This window comes from Lysinibacter sp. HNR, assembly GCF_029760935.1.
Lineage (GTDB): Bacteria > Actinomycetota > Actinomycetes > Actinomycetales > Microbacteriaceae > HNR.
Window position 1 is genome coordinate 2570527 of the sequence record NZ_CP121684.1, and the last position, 21369, is coordinate 2591895.

The following is a 21369-nucleotide window of genomic DNA, read 5'->3' on the forward strand; positions in this document are numbered from 1 at the left end:
ACCTCACCCCGTCTCCTCGGGAAGATCCTGTTCTTCCAAAAATGTCGCCCCCAGCACCTCACGCACCACAGACTCACCGTAGCGGGTGCTCTCCGCGTGGTTTTCCTCCACCTCGGGTGTGGACGCTCGCGCACGAAGAATAGCGGCTGCGCTGGAGGAGGGCTCTGCCAATGATCTGCCCGGCGCGGCAGAATCCTCGGGAACACTCTGTGTCGGCAGGTTTGACACCTGTGAGTTTGGCACAGGGTTTTCCGGCGGCGGGGGTGGACTCCAATCCTCTTCCGGAGGTACCTCGTCATCGCTCACGCGGGGATAGTCCTCAATCTCACTCCGGGTGGGCGCGGAAACCTCGGGAGTTTTTGAGGAAGGTTCACTCTCAAAGGTTTTCGGGTCTTCACCAACCTCCGGCTTCTCACGGACCGCTGGGCTTTCACGAGCCTCCGACTCTACAAGCACCTCTGGGGTCTCGGGCGACACGGACACTCGGGGCACGTCGCGACCGATGGTCGTTGGCAGCGAGGGTGCTGAGTCAGCACCGGGAATAGCCACCACGTTCCACTCGGTGACGGGAGCAACCGGCGTAGAGCCCTGCGGAGCGCTCACGTTCGCCTCGGATGTTTCCCCGGGCACCGCAGCCACCCCCTCCCGGGACGACGCAGCCGGCCTCTCCCCGAACGGTACGGAGTTCACCGGTGGCGGAAACGAAGATTGCTGCTCACTCTCAACCCGTGCCATAAACCGAACCCGGAAACCCAACACGCTTTGAATAGCGCTGCGGAGCTGTTCACTTACGCTCTCCGGGCCGGACGTTGCGCCCCGAAAACTCGAAACGTCATTGGCGCTGGGAAAGGAGAGCACAAGAACGTCGTCGTTGAGTTCACGCACCGTTGCGGTATATGCCGCCATCCAGGCTCGACGATCAACCCGCATGAGAACGTCAAGAATCTCCTGCCAGGAGTGTTTCATCTGTTCCAGGGTAACCGGGCTAATCTGAGCTTCCCCCGTCACGGCTGCTGCGGAAGGGGGCGCTGCGGCGGGAGATTTCCCGGTCACGCGAGCTTCTTCTCCCGAACGTAGTTCCTCAGAAGCAAGCGGTTGCACGGAAGAACGAAGCGATTCATCGGGGCGAGACTCAGCGCTGGAATCAGCCTCATTGATCAAGAGTGACTGTTCCGCAGTACGGGACTCGGGTACAGGCTCAGATTCTGGGGCGGCGCGAGGCGGCTCCACAGGGCCCGCAGGCTCCGCAACACGAGGTTCTGGGGCAAGGCCGGGCGTCTGAGTTGCACGGGACGGCTCCGCAGCACGAGGCGGCGCTGCCAGCGTTGCGCCCGCGACTGGTTCAGATCGAATCTCAGCAACCGTGCGCTGGGGAGCGCGCGCGCCCGTACCGCCACCCTCTGCAGCAGCCGACACGGGCCCGGATACGCCAATACGACGCTCAATGCGTTCCAGCCGTGTGAGAGCACCTCGCTCTGCATCACCAAGACTCGGAACAAGCGCCCGGGCAACCATAAACTCGAGGTGCAGCCGGGGAGAGGTGGCACCCGTCATATCGTTCAGCGTCTTGTTCACTACCTCGGCCGCGCGGGAAAGCTCTACCGGACCAAAAACCGCGGCTTGATCAAACATGCGTTGTAACTCATCCTCGGGCACACCGCGAAGAACCGCCGCGGCCCGCTCCGGGCCACTCGCAGAAACAACTATGAGATCGCGTATGCGCTCAAGAAGATCCTCCACAAACCTACGGGGATCCTGTCCCGTTTGCACCACCCGATCAACAGCGGCAAAAGCGGCGGCCCCGTCGCTACCGCCCAGCGCCTCAATCACCTCGTCAAGCAACTCCGTGTGGGTAAACCCAAGCAGGCTCACCGCACGCTCGTACTCAACCGTGTCACCCTCGGAACCAGCTATGAGCTGGTCGAGCAGAGAGAGGGTGTCCCGGGCCGAGCCACCGCCCGCCCGTACCGCCAACGACAACACACCAGGTTCGGTTTTTACCCCCTCGCTATCGCAGAGCTGCTGGGTATACTCCAGGAGTTGAGCGGGCGGGATCAAGCGAAAAGGATAGTGATGCGTGCGCGATCGGATCGTGCCAATCACCTTGTCCGGTTCCGTGGTGGCAAAGATAAATTTGACGTGCTCCGGCGGCTCTTCCACAATTTTGAGCAGGGCGTTAAACCCGCCCGACGTGACCATGTGGGCCTCATCAATAATAAAAATCTTGTAGCGATCGCGGGCCGGGGCAAAGATCGCCCTCTCGCGCAGGTCACGCGCATCCTCCACACCACCGTGGCTAGCGGCGTCGATCTCAACCACATCGAGCGACCCACCACCGCCACGGCTCAGTTCCACACAGCTGGGGCAACTGCCGCAGGGGGTATCCGTGGGCCCCTCCGCGCAGTTGAGGCAGCGCGCAAGAATACGGGCGGAGGTTGTTTTACCGCACCCACGAGGGCCACTAAAAAGATACGCGTGATTAACCCGATTGGTACGAAGAGCGGTCATGAGGGGGGCGGTCACCTGAGACTGACCGATCATCTCAGCAAAACTCTCTGGCCGATAACGGCGATACAGTGCGGTAGCCACCCTTGTGATTCTACAGGGTACCGCTGATCGTCTCGCGGGCCTGACGAGCAATCTCCAACTCCTCGTCGGTGGGGATCACCAAGACCTCAACCGCAGAGTCGTCCGCAGAAATTCTGCGTGCACCGCCGCGAACAGCATTGCGTTCAGCATCTAGTTTGATGCCCAACCACTCCAGACCCTTGAGAATTTCCTCACGCAACGGAGGGGCATTCTCGCCCACCCCCGCCGTGAAAGTGATCACATCAGCCCCGCCCAGGTGCACCAGATAGGCCCCCAAATAGTGCCGCACCCGGTGAACATACACATCAAGCGCGAGCTGCGCCTCCGCGTTCCCCTCCTCAGCCATGGTCTCAACATCTCGCATATCTCCGGTGCCGACCAGCCCCATAAAACCACTCTGACGATTGAGGAGACGATCAAGGTCATCAATGGTGAAGTCGGCGGTGCGGGCCAGGTGAAACAACACGGAGGGATCAATATCGCCGGACCGGGTTCCCATCACTAGACCCTGAAGCGGCGTCATCCCCATTGAGGTCTCCCGAGACACTCCCCCGTCAACAGCACAGACCGAGGCTCCGTTGCCCAGGTGCAGCACCACCTGCTTCAGGTCGGCCAGGGGTCGACCCAAAAATTCTGCGGCGGCCTGCGAAACATACTTGTGGGAGGTTCCGTGAAAACCATACCTGCGCACCTGATGCTTCTCTGCCAGCTCGCGATCAATCGCGTAGGTGTAGGCCTCAGCAGACATCGTCTGGTGAAAAGCGGTGTCAAAAACAGCCACGTGGGGCACCCCGGGAAAGGCCTCACGGGCGGCAACTATTCCCTGGTAGTTAGCCGGGTTGTGTAGGGGAGCAAGCTCCGAGAGATCGTTAATGACGCGCGCAACCTCATCGGTGATGATGGTGGGCGCAACATAGCGCTCGCCGCCCTGAACAACGCGGTGGCCCACCGCGCTGAGGGGGGTCTCCGCGAGGGTGGTTCCCGCGGTGGCAAACGCGTCCATCATGACCTGGAAGCCCTCGCCGTGGTCACGGATGGGGCGTTCAATCTCTGAGCGAACGCTCTCTCCTCCCTCGATAACAGAGGTGTGAATAGCTCGCCCGACCGGCTCGCCAATTCTCTCCACAAGACCGGACGCTATCCGAGACTCACCGGCCATGTTAATCAATTGATATTTAAACGAGGAGGAACCACTGTTTACAACAAGTACGTAGGTCATATGGACTATCCGTTTCGCTCGGGGGTTGCGGGTTCGAGGCCGGTGATCTCGGGTTCGGTGGGTTCAGCATCCGCTTGAATCGCCGTAATTGCCACAGTATTCAGAATGTCTTCCACAAGCGCCCCGCGCGAGAGGTCATTAACCGGTTTACGTAAGCCCTGAAGCACTGGCCCCACGGCGGTTGCTCCCGCGGAACGCTGAACGGCCTTATAGGTATTATTGCCGGTGTTCAGGTCGGGAAAAATAAACACCGTGGCTCGCCCGGCCACCTGCGAGTCGGGCAGCTTTGAGGCCGCAACGGCCACATCCGCCGCCGCGTCGTATTGAATCGGACCCTCCACAAGAAGGTCGGGACGCCGCTCCCGCACGATGCGGGTGGCCTCACGCACCTTCTCCACGTCGGCACCGGAACCGGACTCCCCCGTGGAGTACGACAGCATGGCAACACGGGGCTCAATCCCAAACTGGGCCGCCGTGGCCGCTGACGAAATTGCGATATCCGCCAGTTGCTCGGAGGTGGGGTCGGGGTTGACCGCACAGTCACCGTAAACGAGCACACGATCCGCCAGAGCCATCAGAAACACGCTCGACACGATCGACACTCCGGGCTCAGTTTTAATAATTTCAAAGCTCGGTCTGATCGTGTGTGCTGTGGTGTGGGCAGCACCGGAAACCATCCCGTCTGCAAGACCCAGGTGGACCATCATGGTACCGAAATAAGAAACATCAGTGACCGCGTCGGTCGCCTGCTCCAGGGTGGCCCCCTTGTGTGCACGCAACCGCGCATACTCCTCAGCAAATCTGGGCAACAAATCGGAGTGGGCCGGATCGATAATGCTGGCTTTGGTGATGTCGAGTCCCAGGGCAGCGGCTCGATGATGGATAAGGTCGGGATCACCCAGAATAGTGAGGCGCACAACCCCCCGCTTCAACAGAGTGCTGGCCGCACGCAAAATTCGGTCGTCGGAACCCTCGGGGAGCACAATATGTTTGTTGGCCCGACGAGCCCGATCGAAGAGCCCGTACGCAAACATGATGGGCGTGAGCACCTGAGAAGCGTGCACCTGCATGGCTTTTACCAGGCGCCCCCCGTCGACATGATCTTCAAAGAGAGAAAGCGCGTTATCGAATTTGCGCGGTGAATCAGCCGCGAGGCGACCACGGGTGTGGGTGATCCGTAGCGCGGTGTCGTAGGTACCGAGTCCCGTCGCGATGATGGGAAGGGGCGAGTTAATACCGTCGAGCAAGCTCTGCACACTCTCGGGAAGGGTAAAACCACCATTGAGGATGACTCCCGAGATACTGGGGAACGTTGCCGATTCGTTTGCAAGAAGAACCGCCAGAAGAACCTCGGAACGATCCCCCGGAATCACCAGAATCGACCCCTCTAAAATTCGGGGAAGAACGTTTTCCATCGACATGCCCGCCACAACGATGCTGAGCGCTTCGCGTCCGAGCATCTTCGGATCCCCCCGCAGCAGGGTTCCATCAACGGCCTCCATCACGCTACCGACACTCGGGGCAACCAGGTATCTGTCCTCGGGAATTGTCCACACGGGAACCACGTTTGATTCGTGTCCGGGGACAGTCTGCTGAGAGTTCAGAGCCTGCTCAACTGCGCTTTTGATGGGTTCTAATTGATCGGTATCGGCACGGTTGACAATCACCGCGAGCAGGGTGGCGTGCTCGTGGCGCAATTCGCTGGCGGCGACCTCCGCGACCAGGTTCATGTCGAGTGCTGAACGCGGTTCTGATTGTCCCAGCGTCTCGTTGCTTCCCTGACGTTTGCGTCCTCCGAGAACCAGAAGGACCGGGGCGCCCAGGTTCGCGGCGATCCGAGCGTTGTAGGAGAGTTCGGTGGGGCTTCCCACGTCGGTGTAGTCCGATCCCAGGATAATAACGGCATCACTGCGAGCTTCGACCGCTTTAAATCTCTCTACGATACGTGAGAGGGCTTCTTCCGGGTCTGCGTGCACCTCTTCATAGGTGGTTCCCACACACTCGTCGTAGGGAACTCCCGCGGTGGCGTGGGCATTGAGCATGTCTAAAACATAATCTCGCTCGGAGGTAGAACGAGCGATGGGCCGGAACACAGCCACTCTAGGTGTTGAACGAATCAGAGTGTTCAAGATGCCAAGGGCCACCGTAGATTTTCCGCTGTGCCCTTCGGCGGAGGTTATATAAATGCTGCGAGCCACGATTACACCTACAATTTATCTGCGCAAGCGCTAGGGAGGTGGACGGTAATCGCAACTATACATACGGGCACCGCCCATAATTATAAAGGCCCCTCACGCACCCGCCAGAGCCCGGTTACCCTTGCTACGTTTCCGTCCTGGGGGAGTTGGCCTGGATGGCGCCACGCGAGGAGCCAGTACCAGTCTATCCGGTTCCACGAGCTCCGTCCTATTCGAGGAGATAAGACTCATCAAATCCACACCTTATACACACGGATATCACCCGATCACACTAGGAATAATCTCTTCGCCCTGCCGGGGAATAACCTCGTTTGATTCTGGTAGTTTGAGGTTTAGTCCACCGGTTAAGTTGGGATAGCGACCACTTTCCAGGTAGTATTCATGAGGTTGGCTCGTGCACGCACGGAACAACACCTGGAGGATTCGCCTAGTGGCCTATGGCGCACGCTTGGAAAGCGTGTTGGGTGCAAGCCCTCAGGGGTTCGAATCCCCTATCCTCCGCCATGTGATGAGTCGGGACATGGGTCTCACCTGAGTCGCAACATAGGTTATAGATGAATCGCGACAGGTGCCATCTGCCAATCACGTGCATCGTTTACGCATGATGAACCGCTACCCGGCATCGCTTGTGAAAAACGCGGCCGAGAGGGGCGATAGCACGATACTTCCGCCCCTATTTACATAATTGATAATTCTTAAATTCTGGCGCCTAGGGCAGAACGAGTTTTTCCACTCCTGTAGGTTCAGGGTAAATTTGAACCAGGTCATCTAAGAAACCCTTATGCGATGTTGAGGCGTAAACACCGGGTTTTCCCTGCTGTGCGCAGCCCTCACCGCGACTGACAACTCCAATCTGAATAATCACACCGTCAATCTTTTTGAAGAGAGGTCCACCCGAGTCTCCCTGACATGAATCGACGTTGGCTCTTCCTGCGCAGATATCTGCGTCAGTAAGAGTAATGGGACTATCCCGGAAGGCTAGTTTGCATTCTGTTTGACTCAGCAGGGGGACGTCGACTTTTTGGAGAATTTCTGGACTATTCCATCGTTTGGGATCGGTGTTTCCCCAACCGATAACCGTTGCCAGACTTCCCGGGCGGAGAAGCGCATCGGTGCCCGGGGTGGGGAACTCGACCGGCAGGATGTCCGTGACGGGGCGGTCAAGAGTGATAACAGCCACATCGTTTGATACTTTGCTGTCAATATATTTTATATTACGAGTTTGCCCAAGAGCCTTATTGGCGATGTTATTGCTACCAATCACTACGGTCATGTCCTTTACATCAGTGATGTCCGTAACACAGTGCTCAGCGGTAAGCACTTCCAGGTCTCCTATGAGCGACCCTCCGCACAGGTGTTTTCCACCTTTTTGGAGCGAAACCATGAAGGGAAACTCTCCCGCCCGGGCATCACCTCCTCCGATGATGTAGGAGGTGACCTCTGGAAAAGTTGCCGCTTCTCCGCCAGGGAAGGTTGGACCCCCCTGTGCATGAGCTCCGGAAACAGCGGCGGTGACAGAGAGAAGGGTAATCGCCACGGAGGCGAATCCCGTAATCAATGGCTTAAACATTACATTCTCCTTAGTTCATTAATTTAGGTTTTAATAAATTAGCATTCCTAAGGAGCAATTTGTATACTTATTTATGTTAAATAATCAAGTAATAATTAATTATTACTTGCCTCTAAATACTTTTCACCGACGACCCCCAGACAGGCATAAAGCCCCACCTTGATCTCCCGAAAACCACGCTCACTCTAGAAAAGCTCATCGGATGACCAAGTAAACAAGAAAAACGACCAGCCCTGCGCCCACGCCAGCAAGAATCTGCGCAACCGTGTGCGCCCCGAGCACAAACCTAGACCACGCAAGAGCAAGTAGTCCACACACAAGAAGGAGCACCGCCCACAAGGCGGGAAGAAGCGTGAACTGGTAAAAAGCAGCAAAGGTTGCCAGCGCCAGGTGAATAGAGAGCTTCCAGAACACATTGACAAGCATCACCACAGTCAAACCGACAGTCGATGCAATTGTTACAACGATCAAAGACCCCGGAGCCCGGGCGACAGCCAGAACAATGACCACGGCAACGGCGAGGACCAGTACCGCTAAGAGAATAGGAAGTCGCTGGGTTCGTTTTGAGATAAATCGTCCAGAGACTTTTCCCTGACGCGCAAGCAAGACCAGTGCCACGTAGGGGAGGATCGCGACACAGGCAATCGGTAGTAGCGCAAACAGAACCCCCCGCGTGCCTTCGGCCAGTCCCGCTTGCAGATAAACAAGGGAGAGCAGGGGTGCTGGGCCAAGCACTTCCGATACCGTCTCAGCAACCAATCGAACGGGACGGTTATTGGATGACGTCTTCATAGTCCTCCGCTCTCTAGACGTCGTCATGTATGAGATGACCGGCATTCAAACCCGTTGTATACCATCCCTGATTCTACAAGAGACGTATCGTACGAGATATGTTAGGCTGCGATAGCCATGCCGCAATCAAGACAACAATACTGTTGTCGCATAGAAACTTCACCCCACGGTATACGCCTGTGAAGGGCGTGAAATTCGGGAGGAACAGAATTCTGATGCCTGACTCTCCTCAAAGCCCCAGCCTTCTCGCAACAATTCGTTCGATGCCTCCCACCCTGTACACCATTGGTGCGGCGGCATTTATCAACCGCTCCGGCGGATTCCTCGCAATCTTCGGTTCGATCTACCTCACCTCGCTTGCGATCAGCAAGGAGCAGGTCGTCCTAGTTCTCACGGCTGCGGGGGTTCTAGGAATGTTGGGATCAATCGGCAGCGGACATCTTGCCGACCGCTTCTCCCCCAAAACCATTCTGGTTCTCTCTTCACTCGCCAACGCAGCGGCCCTAGCACTTTTGGCTACAGGCCCAAGCTTGATTATTTCGATTATTGTCACGATCGCGGCGAGCGCCCTCACGCAGGTTTTTCTCCCACCTGCGGCCGCGACGGTTGCGATGTTAGCAACCTCACTACCACAGCGGACACCGTTTTTTGCCCTGTATCGAATCTTTCTTAACATCGGTTCTATCTCAAGCCCGCTGATCGCCACTCTGGTTGGCGAAACGCAATTCTCTCGACTCTTCCTCTACAGCGCCATTGCAAACCTAATCGTTGTGGTCATCCTGTTAACGGGGGTGCGGGTGCACGCCCCACCGACAATCCGACTCACAACCGCTCGGACGCGCGGCGAGCTTCGCACAAGCCCCCGCACACGGGTGGCTTTCCCCCTCTTTATCGTATTTGCGGTCGTTGCGGGGATCTACGCACAATACCAATCAACACTTCCCCTGCAAATACGTGACATTCACGGTTCCCTCGGCATCTATAGCGGATTGATCCTGCTGAATTCAGCACTCATTCTTTTCACCGCCCTTCCCATCAGCGGCATCACCCGTCGATTACCGCTCTACGTCCCTCTTGCCATGGGCGCACTAATGATGGCGCTGGGGGTTTCTCTCTCGGGGCTCTTTGCAGGCACGACAGCACTCCTCTTTGTCTTTGCAGCCGTCTTCACCCTGGGAGAAAACATTTTTGGACCCATCTCCAACGCCGCCGCAACGGCCCTTGCGCCGCCCGGACGTGTTGCGACGTATCAGGGATACCTAGGTTCGGTGCAGGTGTTGGGCATCACTCTTGGCCCCGCAATCGGTGTGGCCGGCTATTTTCAATTGGCGGCGGGGGTCTGGCTAGTGATTATTGGGGTGGGAGCAGCCTGCAGCGCACTGTTTATAGTGCTCTTGCGACACAATCTCGCGGCACGTCCCGGCCCTCAGCATGAGTAGAAAATATCATCAGCTCCGATAAAGAATTCCCGTAAATCATAGGTGTTGATAATATTCCCTATCACATATTCGATGTTTCTCCTCATGTGGGAGTATTGGTAAAATTCATACTGTTGTTATTAATATCCGGCGTCGAAACGAAAGGTTTAACCCGTGGCTCATACCTTTCAGGTTCACACCGGTATCCGGCGAATCATCATGACCAGCCTTCTGAGCGGCACAAGCGTGTCCCTGGTGGGAGTCCGCGGCTCTGGTCGCTCCAATATTCTTTCCGACACCGTACAGCAACTCGAGCAAAACGGCTACAACGTTATTCGAATCGCGGGTATCCGTCCGCTCAAAGACCGCCCTCTTGAGGCCCTACACCTTGCCGGCATCCTTGCTAATCGGGCGGGAAGATCGGGTTCCCTCATCTCTAACACGGTCGACGACCTGAGCGAGGCGCTCTCCGGCGCCAAACCTATTATTGTTATTGATGACTTTGATGAGTTAGACGACGCGTCCATAGGTGTTATCGCGGCAGCCCATCACCGGCTCAAGTTTCCCGTCCTGAGCAGCATGCTTCCGGGACCTCGACACCTGGCCGCGGCCAAGGTTCTTGAGTTCACCCCCAACACCCGGCTCAGAATGGAACCACTCCGCTTCGACGATATCCATGCCCTCCTGGCCAATCATCTCAGGGGCACCATCGACACCGAGGTGGTCAGCCGGGTCAATGCAAAATCGGGCGGTCTTCCCGGGTTGGCGCTCGCGATTGTCGACACGGCCCAGCGAGAAAACAACTTTGTATACGGCAATAAAATCTGGACGGCGCAGCGGAGTCTCTGGTCGGAGTCCCTCGTTTCAACAATAGAGCCGCTGTTCGAAACACTCAGCCCCCAGGCTTTCGAGGCGCTTAATAAGCTTGCGCTCGTGGGTCACAGCGAGGTAGAGACAACAGTACGATTGATCGGATGGGAAAACCTACAAGAGCTCGATGAAGCGCACTTATTGGTGTTCCTTCCCTCACACGGAAGTATGCTGACGGCAATCTACCCACCGCTTGTTGCCGAGTATTTTCGCCGCTCCTCCATCGGTGCCCAGCGTCTACGCCTCCAAAAAGAAATTACAGACGCCCTCGGTAACGATGCCAACCTCATGAGCGCCCACGCCGATGCGCAGCCCGACCGCAGCTCCCCCTCAATCCGCGAATCTGATGCCGTGTTTAACCTACTCCTCAGCGAACACTGGAACTCACGTGTGCTCCTGCGACGAGTGGAGTGGGAAAAGTCTCCCACCTGGGAAACCGCGGCACCCTATCTGGAGGCCCTGCTCACCTGGAGACACTCTGCAGAAACAGTTGAGCACGTACTTGCACACACTCGACAGATCGGAGACTCCGAATCCCAGATGAGCTACCTCCTGTGGGAGGGACGCTATCAGGCAATCGAAAAACACGACGTTGCCGAGACCCTCCGACGCCTTAAAGATGCTGAAGCACGCTTTGGCGATCGCGGGCACCTGTTACGACTCGAGCGAATCTATCTCGACGCGGTGCTCATTGGCATGCCCCACAACCACAGTAAACGCATTGCCTCATCCTCTGAACCGATGTCTCTCGAGAGTGAGATGTCGCGGGTGTACCAGGCCGGAACCGCGATCGTCCAGGGGAGACCGGTGCAGGCATTAGCGATGCTGGAGAGGCCCGTCACGGTCACGTCGGCGCTCTCTCGCTATCGCAACGTTGTCTACGCAATCGCACTGGTGTGTGCGGGGCGATTGGAGGAGGCTCTTGAATGGTCCCGCTATCACCTGGTTGAGAGCCGATCACAATTTGAGCTCGACAATATCCACGCACACTCCTGGACCATATCCTTTGCACTGAGCCTTCAGGGTCGGACATCTGAGCTTCAAGATCACCTGAGCACTGCCCTTTCTATCGGGGTGGTTCCCCTCATGTCTGCGCAGTTCCAAACCGGCAACCTCGCCATCGCAGCGATTGTTGCAGCCAGGCAGGGACGTTCCGAATCATCACACACCCTTTTGGAGGAGGCGGAGCGCCCGGGATTTCCTCACGGACATCTTCCTTCAATGTCACCGATCTGGGCACGATCCGTACTGCGGTCCCTCACCGGCGATCCGGCGGGAGGCGCTAAGACCCTCTGGACAGAGGCCGAAACGCTTATCAATCGTGGATACATTTTGGCCGGGGTCTTCTTTGCCACGGCCTCGCTCGAGATCCTTCCCCACACAGCACGCCTCCACACCCTGCACTTGTGGGCAGAAAACGTGGACAGCCCCCTCTTTGCCACCCTCATCGCCTACGTTGATGCTCTCTCCTCGGGCGATGCAGCGGCTCTCACCGAGATTGCAGCAGACATGACCCAGTCGGGGCTGATTCGCTACAGCATCCGCTCCTACCTGGCAGCGGCACGCATCCACCGCTCCCGGGGTGACACTGTTCTTGCAAACCAGGCCTACGCGGAGGCAAGCTCGCTGGTAGAACTTTCGAGTCAAGACTTTGGTGTGTGGCTCGGCCCAACCGAAACCGAGGTTGAGCTCACCTCACGCGAGATGGATGTTGCCCGGCTGGTTGTGGAGGGTCTCACCAACCACGAGATAGCCGAGAGGCTTGTTCTCAGTGTCAGGACGGTTGAGAGCCATCTTCACCGAATATTTCGTAAAATTGGTGCGGATAACCGACAGGAGCTCATCAGCCGTGTCGAACCCCTGCTCTAACAGGGAAAATACCCGTCGCGCAGGGGTGCGAACCCAATCTATACACTCGTCCATTCCTGGGAAAGTGGGGTTAAACCCCTCATAGAAGTAGGGCTACCCCCCGTGCCAGGTTGCCCTTTAGCGTATCGGGGTGCATACTTGTTTAGATCGACCCAAGAGGAATCTCTTGAGTCATTATTTATGTACGGTAGTGAAACAAAGGTATGGTGAATTGAAAGCTAGTAGAAAAAACGTCATCTTAGTCGTTATCTCAGCCCTCACCGTATCTCTCACCGCAAGCCCCGCACAGGCGGCAGAACCAACATTCGCTAGCTTCGAACCCAGCGCAGCTCTTATCAGCACACAAACCTTCGACACAGAAATCGAAGAAACAGGTCACAACTTCGCAGAGCAGTCTTTTGGGGTTGCGGTCAAGGTGGAGTCAAGCGCCGCTGGAGCACCCGAAATTGTCAACAATAATGCCGGCCATAACTTTGATGTCAACAAAGCTATCGCCACCGCATACTCCGAGGTGGGAACCAGGCGTGCTACCGGGTGGAGTGCACCCGGCGAGTGCATCATGAGCGCACAACGCTGGCTCCTTGCTGGCGGTGCAGCATGGACCGGGTCCGGAACCCCCGTTAATAACTACAAGGGGGCGGCACGCGTAGACCTGAATGCCCTTGCACCCGGAGACGTCATTCAATATCAGTACAACCCAAACCCTCACCTCTATGCAAATGGTGTTCATACCGTTTTGGTTGTGGGTAATAATCCAGACGGAACTCTTCAAATCATCGAGTCCAACAACCCGGCGGGTTCCGGACTTGTTCAGTACCAAAAGAGCTGGACCCCCAGCCCACCCAAAAACTTTACCGCTGTAGGATACCGTTTCTAACGTTTAGTCAAGACCCCGTCGAACGGTTACTCTTATAAAATCAGAGTTGATTTTCTTCGGGGATAAAAACGTAATTTCCCTCCGCGTCAACAAGCGGATGCAGTCCATCAGAAAATGCCCGGGTAAACACATCCCGTGAGACAGCACGCATCTTTGCGGCGGCCTCGGGATTCTCACGGCGTAGTACCTCAAAATCGCGCACCAATCGAAAGCCCATCTCGCCGACCGGGGGAGCGGGAGGAATCCCGCCGAGAGCGCGACGCACCCGCGCTGAGTTCAAACGCCAACGCACCTCAAAACGATCGGTCTCATCCTGACCACTAATCTCATCGTTAAGGATGCCGTAAAAGTTGGGAAGATAGCGAGACACCTCGGCTCCCAATCGAGCCAGGTGCAGCCGGGCGTGCCGCTGCACAAGTGGGTCGTATAACCACCTGATTTCGGTGATTCCCTGGTTCATACACACCGACCTCTGGTACAGCTTCATCGCTCGCCCAATGCCCAACGCAATCCGAGATTTCTCGACCGCTGCCATGTGTGAGTGTGAGTGAAGTCCCTCGTCCCACCCCAGAAAACCAAGGATAGCTCCGACAACATTGTTGCTCTCATCTATTGCAACAATGAGCGCGTTCCCCGCGTATCCGATTGATTGGACTAGGGCCGCATCTGGAGCACGACGGACGCCCCACACGCGCTCAAAAAGCTCCACAATCTGCTGATACTCACCCTCGTGCGCCAGGCGAACAAACACCCCCGCCTGTTCGGCGGCGCCCTGCGCTAGTTCATAGGCGTTAGAAACAATATCACTCATATTACGGTCTACTTCTTCCACGGGAGGCGCAAAAAACCACCAGCCCGACTAGTCTTCGAGGGCGGGAACGGTCCGTGGCTGTACAACAAACCACAGAACAATCGTAGCGAGTGCCGCAGTGGCCGTCATCACCGAGGCCATCGGAACGGCCGTGGCAATACCCAGCACCCCAACAACGGGCGAGATAATACCCGCCAGGCCAAAGTTGGTGGCTCCCAGAAGGCTGGCGGCGGTTCCGGCCTGTTTTCCGTGACGCACCAGCGCCAGCACCTGCACGGCGGGAAAACCAAATCCGCACGCCGCGATGTAGAAAAAGAGCGGGATGACCACCCCAAGGAGCCCGCCCCCAAACCACACGGCCATCATCATTGTGATTCCCGCCAGAATTTGCAAGATGGTAACGCCCGCGAGTATCCACTGCGGTCCCACACGGCGCATCAGATAGGCCGAGGTTTGCACCCCGATGAGGATGCCAATCGAGTTTATGGCAAAGAGCACTCCATACCCCTGAGCGTCGAGGCCATACACCTCTTGAAAAAGAAAGGGGGACGCTGAAATGTAGGCAAAGAGGCCGGAGAAGGAGAGTCCGCCAATCAGAGCCATCCCCACGTATACTCGATCTCCCAGCACGGATCGGTACCGACCCCACACGGTTTGTGATCCCCTCCCCCGCAATTCTCGGGGAAGCGTCTCTCGGACTCCGATAAAAACCGCTACCAGCACAAATGCGGCATAGAATGCAAGAACATAGAAGATACCGCGCCAATCCGTGACCAAAAGAAGCTGGGCCCCCACAACCGGGGCCAGGATGGGGGCAAGCCCGTTCACGAGGGCCAGTCGGGAAAGCATTTTGACCAAGGGTTTACCACCAAAGAGGTCCCGCACCATGGCCATCGCCACGACCGCCCCCGCAGCCGCACCTACCCCCTGAAGCACACGGAAGGCCGAAAGCATGGCAACACTATCGGCGAGCGCCGCCCCCGCAGAGGCCGTAATGTGTACAGCCGTTGCGAGGAGGAGCGGCAACCGTCGCCCCACCCGGTCGCTCCATGGACCCATCACTAATTGCCCCAGGGCAAATCCCAGGGTGGTGCCCGTGAGGGTCAGCTGAATCACAGATTGGGGAACCTGAAACTGCTGACTGATGAGGGGAAACGCGGGCAGGTACAGATCAACCGTGAACGGACCGAGGGCGGTCAGCATCCCCAACACGAGTATGTAGAGTATGCGTCTCCCCCTGCTGAGGGAGTCTCCGGGGTACCGCGGCGACCGGGGGGAGGGCTTCTCGGGAGGTGTTGCTGGGGGGTTGTTTAGGTCATCGGGATTACTCAACAGGAAATTAACGCTCGCTCTTCTTGCAGGGGTACCCGTCAAGCATACGCTGTATTTTAGGCGTGTTTGAGCGTTACCCTACGATACAGACTACACCGAGGCCTTATGCTCTCCGAGCAGAGAAAGTTGAGCCAGGACGGCACGAGCGATTCGGTCGTTCTGACGAAACGGCAGGGCGTTAATGCCTGGGCGGGAAAAGGCCCCGGCATACACGCCCGTGGTGAATGGCCCCACCGCAAAGCTGTGGGGGTGGGCACTCCCCTGGGGATTTACAACCCTCAGGTCCTCGGACCGCACCAGTACCCGACCCGTTGTTCCTCTGAAGGTTTCATCGATTGCCGCCAACTCAATCCCTCTTCCGCTCGTAACCAGATTGTGTAGAGCCGGGCTATCACTCCTACTCGCCCGCGATTCTGGAAGCCATGCATCAACACAGACCCTGGCCCGCACCTCTCCGGGATACTGTGATCCTCCCGCGATAAAGGAGGCTGTTTCGCCAGGCCGCGTCCCGGTTTCCCCCAGCTGTATCCCGGTCTCCCCCGACCCCACCACGGACTCGCGCAACCACATGCCTGAGCCCATAAACGTGAGGATGCCCGCTCCTGAGAGCGCAGCAATCTCCTCCAATCGATGTCCGGGAGGACCACTCGCGATGTAGCTAAAGAACGCCTGCCACCACACGGGAATGTCAACCGCCCGGGAACGTGCCGTCCAGAGTTCTTCCGGCACCTCTGCGACCAGAAGATAGGCGCTAAAAACGGCGTGAAACAACCCCAGCGTTGCGCTTCCTCGCCGTGTGGTTCGGTCGTAAAAGTCCTGAATAATGTGGGCACGCAACCGGATCTGCAAATCCTCACGAGACGATGCTGCCATGTCGCTCAGCGGGTTATTCAGCGAGAATAGATCACACCGATCCTCGCGGTGAGGAACGTATCGCTCAAGCACCTCACCAACCGCAGATGAATGAGCCAACGGATCAGGAAGAGAGTCAAGCGCCGCAATCAGTTCCGACCAGAAAGAGTCCCACTCGCCCCTCACCCGCTCAGGGTGTCCAACAAAAAGTTCGCGATAGTAACCCCACAGGAGATCGCGGGTAATGAGGGGCCACACCTCCGAGAAGAAGTCCACGGGTTGCGCCCGCCGCACCAGATCCGCAATCGTGTCCCGTGTAAAAAATCGAGGCCGCGGGGTTTCACCCCTGAGGGTGCTGCTAATCTTTGAACGATACGGCACTCCCCTTCGCGAACCCACAAAAAGACGCGGTTCCCGGCCGGAGGGTGCATATCGCAGTACACCACCGGCGTCTCGATAAAACCTTCCGCCTCGGCCCTCGCCCAGAAGAACAATAAGGTCGATCGCGGCGAGCCCAAATCCACGAACTATCACGTTTTCACCCGGACGAATTCCCCCAAGATCCGCGTCGGCGGTAAAGTCAGGAGGGATGTAGAGCAGGTTATACTGGCCCGCAAAACAAGCCCTCTCTTGCTGTTCCGTGTCAAGATCGCGTCCGTTGTGCCCCAGCGCATAGATAACAGTATCGGCGTCAATGTGGGTGTTGTTGGCCAAACGCACACGTGATCCTGCCGGCTCCTCCTGTCTTCGCCATGAACTCTCCGTTCGCTCTTCCACCCCGGTTGCGCAAACGGGATGCCAGATAACCTCCGCTAGTCCCTGCAGAGAGGTAACCACTCGGCGATAAAACCACTCAAGGTAGTAACTATTCAAACGCCTGGTGGGGAAGCTTGACCCTGTCAGGCTACACAGTTCCGGCCACACGTCAGTTCCCTCGGTGAGGGAATCACGGAGTTGTCCGCTTCTCACCAGCTCCGCCCACTCACTCAGAGAAGGACCCTCGGCTATGGGGCCCTCAATAATACTCGCCCGATCGGTGTACACAGTCACATCGGCCGCCATCGAGTTGAGTTTGAGCAGCGGTGACTGGTCTCGGCGCCAGATTCTCCCGGCACCGGGAGGATACGGGTCTATCAGGTGAACGATCAGGCGAGAGTGCCCCTGCTCTCCCCCGGGAGCTAACGAGGACGATACACGAAGGTTCTGGGCGATCCGCTCCAACACCCCAATGCCTCGGGGACCAGCCCCGATTATCGCGATGACCCGGGATGGTTGGCCCCCCAGGCCAGTCTTGCCGCGCTGACGCCGCGGGGTCGTGCTGTGATCCTTCCCTTTATCGGCTGTGCTCCTCATGGGAAAATTCTGCACTCTCCGAGCCAAACACACATCCTGTATGACGCATCATGACGCTATTTTTCGAAACGTTAAGGGAGCCCTTGCCTCACGCCCCACATCGCCCTACTCTTCAAAACACTTACCCTTTTACAAGCGGCACGGGTGCACACTCAAACGCAACAGCACGGCACATCCTCGGGAGAATCAGGAATGAGCGAAACCGATACACCGCACAACCTTGTGGTTGTCCACACCCGTCACTGGTGGCGGTGGATATTCAGCGCTATCGCACTCTTTGTGGTGGCACAGTTCGCCTGGTCCCTCCTCACGACGGATCGCTACCAGTGGGACGTTTTTGCCGAGTATTTCCTCTCACCCTCGGTGCTCAAGGCGCTTCAGCTCACCCTCTGGCTCACGGTCATCTCGGGCAGCATCGGCTTTATTCTGGGCGGAGTGCTGGCAATTGCCCGTCTCTCACGATCAGCCCTCCTCAACTCGCTGGCCTACGGTTTTATTTGGTTCTTCCGCTCCGTTCCCCTCGTTGTGCAGCTTCTTGTTTGGTACAATCTGGGTTATCTGTACCCCACGCTCGGCCTCGGGTGGCCCTTCACAACCGACTTTTGGATTCACGAGTTTGACACGGTAACGCTCATCTCCTCTTTTGCGGCCGCGGTGCTCGGTCTCTCGCTCAATCAGGCGGCCTATTCGGCCGAGATCATCCGGGCTGGAATACTCTCGGTGGATCAGGGGCAGCTCGAGGCCGCCGCCGCACTGGGGCTGCCCCGCCGGGTTCGGTTTTTTCGCATCGTGCTGCCGCAGGCGGCACGCGCTATCATTCCCAACGCGTTTAACGAGATCATCAGCCTCGTGAAAGGCACCTCCGTGGTGTTTGTGGTGGCGCTACCCGAACTTTTTTACACCGTTCAGGTCATCTACAATCGAACCCAGCAGGTCATTCCTCTGCTTCTTGTTGCCGTGGTGTGGTACGCCATCATCACAACCGTGCTCGGCATCGCGCAATTTTATATCGAACGATATTTTTCGCGCGGTTCGACGCGGGTCTTGCCCCCAACCCCCGTTCAAAAATTCACACGCTGGGTCAGGGTTCAGTGGGCCCGGCTCGATGACAAACCGGCCCCCGAAGAAAGTACAGCCATCCAGACAGCAGCGGGAGGAATCCGATGAGCACGCTCCTTCCCCCGTCATTTGACGGCACCGCAGGAATCATACCCCGCACCGCGGCAACAACGGGACTCATCACGATTGAGGGGGTGAGCAAGGCCTACGACGGAGTCCCCGTGCTGAACGATGTTAACCTCACCGTGTCGCCGGGAGAGGTCGTTGCCCTTCTGGGCCCCTCCGGGTCGGGAAAGTCCACCCTCCTGCGCGTCATCAACCATCTGGAGAGTGTTGATCGCGGGGCGGTGACAATCGACGGCGAATTTATTGGCTACGAGCGCAGGGGCAATAAACTCCACGAACTTCACGAACGAGAGATTCTTCGCCGCCGCACGAGCGTCGGTATGGTCTTTCAAAACTTTAATCTCTTCCCCCACCTCACCGCCCTCGAGAACATCACCACGGCCCCCATCGCTCTCAGCCGGGCCACGCGCGCGGAGGCCGTTGAGCAGGCGCACACGCTCCTCGCGCGGGTGGGGCTTCGCGACAGAGCAGATCACTACCCCCGGCAGCTCTCGGGAGGGCAACAGCAGCGGGTTGCGATAGCTCGCACCCTGGCGCTTCAGCCCAAAGTTTTGCTCTTTGACGAACCTACCAGCGCACTTGACCCCGAATTGGTGGGGGAAGTTCTCGACGTGATCAGGGGCCTGGCGCGGGAGGGAAAGACCCTACTCATCGTTACCCACGAGATAGGCTTTGCCCGCGAAGTGGCACACCGCGTGGTGTTCCTCGATCGGGGCCGTGTGCTTGAAAGCGGGCCACCCGGACAGGTTTTGGTCTCCCCCCAGCATCCGCGCACCCAAGAGTTTCTCCGCAAAGTGATTTCATAAACCCCAGGACGATCGACCCCAAGGAAGCCACCCCTCATGCTCAACAAAAAGAAAATCGCCGTCATAGCCGCAGGAATCGCCATTCTGGGACTCGCCGGGGCCGGTATTTCCGCCGCGGTGGTGACAACCAGCTCGAATCAGAAAGACAATCGCTCCTCCGCTACCAAAACAGACCCCACGGTGGAAAGTGCATACAACCTGGGCCCCGACCAGGACAGGGTGCGGATAGATCCCGTAACCGATGCCGTTGCCGAGCTTCACGACAGCGGTTTCACACCCGTCACACCGGGAACGCTCACCGTTGCGGTGAGCCCCTTCTCACCACCGCTCTCCTTTATCGCCACCGACAACGTCACCCCCGTGGGTAGCGAAACCGACGTGGCTCAGCTGGTGGCCGACGGCCTCGACCTGCAACTCTCGCTCGTGGCGGTCAACTGGGCAGACTGGCCCCTCGGGGTTCAATCGGGCAAATACGATGCCGTGATCTCAAACGTTGGTGTTACGGAGGAACGTAAAGAGCTCTTTGACTTTGCCAGTTACCGCCGTGGGCTCCACGCCTTTGCGGTACTGAACACCTCCCCCATCGACTCTCTCTCAGAGGCAAAAGACGTTGCGGGGCTCTCGATCGTGGTCGCCTCCGGCACAAACCAGGAGAAAGTTCTCCGGACCTGGAGCGAAGAAAACGTGGCCGCGGGTCTCGAACCGGTTGATCTCGTTTATTTTGACGATGAGGCCGCCGGAATTCTCGCCCTGGAATCGGGACGGGTTGATGCCCTCTTCGGGCCAAACCCCCAGGCAATCTACCGGGCCGCAACCGGCAAGAGCACCAAGATCGTAGGCACGGTTTCCGCCGGTTGGCCCGCCATCTCAGACGTAGCAGTGGGAACTGCCCGGGGTAACGGCCTCATCGGCCCGGTACACACCGTGCTCAAGGCCGTTATCACAGACGGTACCCTCACACGGGCGCTCACGCTGTGGGATCTTTCCGGCGAAATTCTGCCCGCCTCCGAGATTAATCCCCCGGGGCTGCCCAAGCCCTAGGAACCTCGCTCAGGTCGTAGCTATAAACAAGAAGGTAAATCAGCTCACCTTCCCCATTGAGGAACTCTGTTTCGCGCTCACGCACCCGAGTAAAGCCAATTTTTTCGTAGAGCCGGTGCGCCCCCAGCATCGTGGCACCACTGTTGAGAACAACCCGACTGTCGCCGCGTTCCCTGGCTAAATCAATCACAAACCGGGTCAGGAGTTCACCGATGCCCTCTCCCCGCGTACGGGGAGACACCGCAAGCAGCCTCAGGTCGAGTTCACCGGGCCTACCCAGTTCAGAGATATTTTTGCCGGGGTGCGGGGTGGTAACGCTGGCTACAATCTCCCCGGTTTCGGAACGCTCGGCAACCCAGACCAGACTGGTTTGCGCCCGAGCAGCAACGCCCCGAATCACCTGCCGATATTCGTCGCCAATCGGATAGTCGTGGGCGTAAGCCTCCTCGCAAAAGTCTGCCAGTTTCTCGTACTCGTCGGGTCTTACCAGACGCAGGGTAAGGGGACTTCCGTCCCGCGCCGTCACAGCGTATTCGCCGTAGTCAATCATGCTACTCATCCGCTCACCTGGGCCCGCGCTCAATGAC

The 21369-nt window shown here is 57.7% G+C and carries 15 protein-coding genes, 1 tRNA gene and 1 other RNA gene; 7 read left to right on the forward strand and 10 right to left on the reverse strand.

All coding sequences use genetic code 11. The annotated features are described in order from the left end of the window. Nucleotides 1-3: 3 nt before the first annotated feature. The 4 genes from FrondiHNR_RS11705 to ffs form a co-directional block, all read right to left on the reverse strand. A complete protein-coding gene (locus tag FrondiHNR_RS11705; RefSeq protein ID WP_279352954.1) occupies nt 4-2589 on the reverse strand; it encodes a DNA polymerase III subunit gamma and tau in 2586 nt (861 codons plus the stop codon). A 10-nt stretch (nt 2590-2599) separates the two neighbouring features. After that, nucleotides 2600-3808: an acetate kinase gene (locus FrondiHNR_RS11710; protein WP_279352955.1), complete on the reverse strand. Its 1209-nt coding sequence runs from the start codon at nt 3806-3808 to the stop codon at nt 2600-2602. A gap of 5 nt (nt 3809-3813) precedes the next feature. Next, on the reverse strand, nt 3814-6006 hold the full coding sequence (pta, locus tag FrondiHNR_RS11715; RefSeq protein WP_279352956.1) for a phosphate acetyltransferase: 2193 nt from the start codon (nt 6004-6006) through the stop codon (nt 3814-3816). An 81-nt stretch (nt 6007-6087) separates the two neighbouring features. Beyond that, nucleotides 6088-6184, reverse strand: an RNA gene (ffs, locus tag FrondiHNR_RS11720) — signal recognition particle sRNA small type. Between the two features lie 238 nt (nt 6185-6422). Here ffs and FrondiHNR_RS11725 point away from each other — a divergent pair. Next, nucleotides 6423-6510, forward strand: a tRNA-Ser gene (locus FrondiHNR_RS11725). A 205-nt stretch (nt 6511-6715) separates the two neighbouring features. Here FrondiHNR_RS11725 and FrondiHNR_RS11730 read toward each other — a convergent pair. Both FrondiHNR_RS11730 and FrondiHNR_RS11735 read right to left on the reverse strand, forming a co-directional pair. After that, nucleotides 6716-7576, reverse strand: a complete 861-nt coding sequence (locus FrondiHNR_RS11730) for a serine protease (RefSeq protein WP_279352957.1) — start codon at nt 7574-7576, stop codon at nt 6716-6718. Between the two features lie 195 nt (nt 7577-7771). Beyond that, nucleotides 7772-8368 carry a hypothetical protein gene (locus FrondiHNR_RS11735; RefSeq protein WP_279352958.1) on the reverse strand — a complete coding sequence of 199 codons (597 nt, stop codon included), beginning with the start codon at nt 8366-8368 and terminating at the stop codon, nt 7772-7774. 215 nt (nt 8369-8583) lie between these two features. Between FrondiHNR_RS11735 and FrondiHNR_RS11740 the strand changes: the two genes are divergently transcribed. The 3 genes from FrondiHNR_RS11740 to FrondiHNR_RS11750 all read left to right on the forward strand — a co-directional run bounded on the left by FrondiHNR_RS11740 (nt 8584) and on the right by FrondiHNR_RS11750 (nt 13402). Continuing rightward, a complete protein-coding gene (locus tag FrondiHNR_RS11740; RefSeq protein WP_279352959.1) occupies nt 8584-9807 on the forward strand; it encodes an MFS transporter in 1224 nt (407 codons plus the stop codon). A 153-nt stretch (nt 9808-9960) separates the two neighbouring features. Continuing rightward, on the forward strand, nt 9961-12525 hold the full coding sequence (locus FrondiHNR_RS11745) for a helix-turn-helix transcriptional regulator (RefSeq protein ID WP_279352960.1): 2565 nt from the start codon (nt 9961-9963) through the stop codon (nt 12523-12525). A gap of 211 nt (nt 12526-12736) precedes the next feature. Then, nucleotides 12737-13402, forward strand: coding sequence for a lipase (locus FrondiHNR_RS11750; RefSeq protein ID WP_279352961.1), 666 nt, complete (start codon nt 12737-12739; stop codon nt 13400-13402). A gap of 40 nt (nt 13403-13442) precedes the next feature. On the opposite strand, the gene FrondiHNR_RS11755 is transcribed toward FrondiHNR_RS11750, so the two are convergent. From FrondiHNR_RS11755 to FrondiHNR_RS11765, 3 genes are all read right to left on the reverse strand, one after another. Beyond that, complete coding sequence (locus tag FrondiHNR_RS11755; protein WP_279352962.1) at nt 13443-14213, reverse strand: hypothetical protein; 771 nt, start codon at nt 14211-14213, stop codon at nt 13443-13445. 48 nt (nt 14214-14261) lie between these two features. Beyond that, nucleotides 14262-15440: a multidrug effflux MFS transporter gene (locus tag FrondiHNR_RS11760; protein WP_279354553.1), complete on the reverse strand. Its 1179-nt coding sequence runs from the start codon at nt 15438-15440 to the stop codon at nt 14262-14264. A gap of 195 nt (nt 15441-15635) precedes the next feature. Beyond that, nucleotides 15636-17750 carry an FAD/NAD(P)-binding protein gene (locus tag FrondiHNR_RS11765; protein WP_279352963.1) on the reverse strand — a complete coding sequence of 705 codons (2115 nt, stop codon included), beginning with the start codon at nt 17748-17750 and terminating at the stop codon, nt 15636-15638. A 192-nt stretch (nt 17751-17942) separates the two neighbouring features. Here FrondiHNR_RS11765 and FrondiHNR_RS11770 point away from each other — a divergent pair, with 192 nt between their 5' ends. From FrondiHNR_RS11770 to FrondiHNR_RS11780, 3 genes are read left to right on the forward strand one after another with little or no spacing between them, the layout of a single operon-like run. After that, entirely contained in the window at nt 17943-18917 is a 975-nt protein-coding gene (locus tag FrondiHNR_RS11770) for an amino acid ABC transporter permease (protein WP_279352964.1), read from the forward strand. Further along, nucleotides 18914-19741, forward strand: coding sequence for an amino acid ABC transporter ATP-binding protein (locus FrondiHNR_RS11775; protein ID WP_279352965.1), 828 nt, complete (start codon nt 18914-18916; stop codon nt 19739-19741). Before FrondiHNR_RS11770 ends, FrondiHNR_RS11775 begins: the two co-directional genes overlap by 4 nt. 36 nt (nt 19742-19777) lie before the next feature. Continuing rightward, nucleotides 19778-20782, forward strand: coding sequence for a transporter substrate-binding domain-containing protein (locus FrondiHNR_RS11780; RefSeq protein ID WP_279352967.1), 1005 nt, complete (start codon nt 19778-19780; stop codon nt 20780-20782). Here FrondiHNR_RS11780 and FrondiHNR_RS11785 read toward each other — a convergent pair. Continuing rightward, entirely contained in the window at nt 20754-21341 is a 588-nt protein-coding gene (locus FrondiHNR_RS11785) for a GNAT family N-acetyltransferase (protein WP_279352968.1), read from the reverse strand. The two genes, FrondiHNR_RS11780 and FrondiHNR_RS11785, sit on opposite strands and share 29 nt — an antisense overlap. Nucleotides 21342-21369: the final 28 nt, after the last annotated feature.

Coding starts and splice junctions, on each gene's coding strand:
- FrondiHNR_RS11710 (WP_279352955.1), bottom strand. CDS start 3,808: ATGACCTACGTACTTGTTGTAAACAGTGGTTCCTCCTCGTTTAAATAT.
- FrondiHNR_RS11730 (WP_279352957.1), bottom strand. CDS start 7,576: ATGTTTAAGCCATTGATTACGGGATTCGCCTCCGTGGCGATTACCCTT.
- FrondiHNR_RS11735 (WP_279352958.1), bottom strand. CDS start 8,368: ATGAAGACGTCATCCAATAACCGTCCCGTTCGATTGGTTGCTGAGACG.
- FrondiHNR_RS11740 (WP_279352959.1), top strand. CDS start 8,584: ATGCCTGACTCTCCTCAAAGCCCCAGCCTTCTCGCAACAATTCGTTCG.
- FrondiHNR_RS11755 (WP_279352962.1), bottom strand. CDS start 14,213: ATGAGTGATATTGTTTCTAACGCCTATGAACTAGCGCAGGGCGCCGCC.
- FrondiHNR_RS11765 (WP_279352963.1), bottom strand. CDS start 17,750: ATGAGGAGCACAGCCGATAAAGGGAAGGATCACAGCACGACCCCGCGG.
- FrondiHNR_RS11770 (WP_279352964.1), top strand. CDS start 17,943: ATGAGCGAAACCGATACACCGCACAACCTTGTGGTTGTCCACACCCGT.
- FrondiHNR_RS11775 (WP_279352965.1), top strand. CDS start 18,914: ATGAGCACGCTCCTTCCCCCGTCATTTGACGGCACCGCAGGAATCATA.
- FrondiHNR_RS11780 (WP_279352967.1), top strand. CDS start 19,778: ATGCTCAACAAAAAGAAAATCGCCGTCATAGCCGCAGGAATCGCCATT.
- FrondiHNR_RS11785 (WP_279352968.1), bottom strand. CDS start 21,341: ATGAGTAGCATGATTGACTACGGCGAATACGCTGTGACGGCGCGGGAC.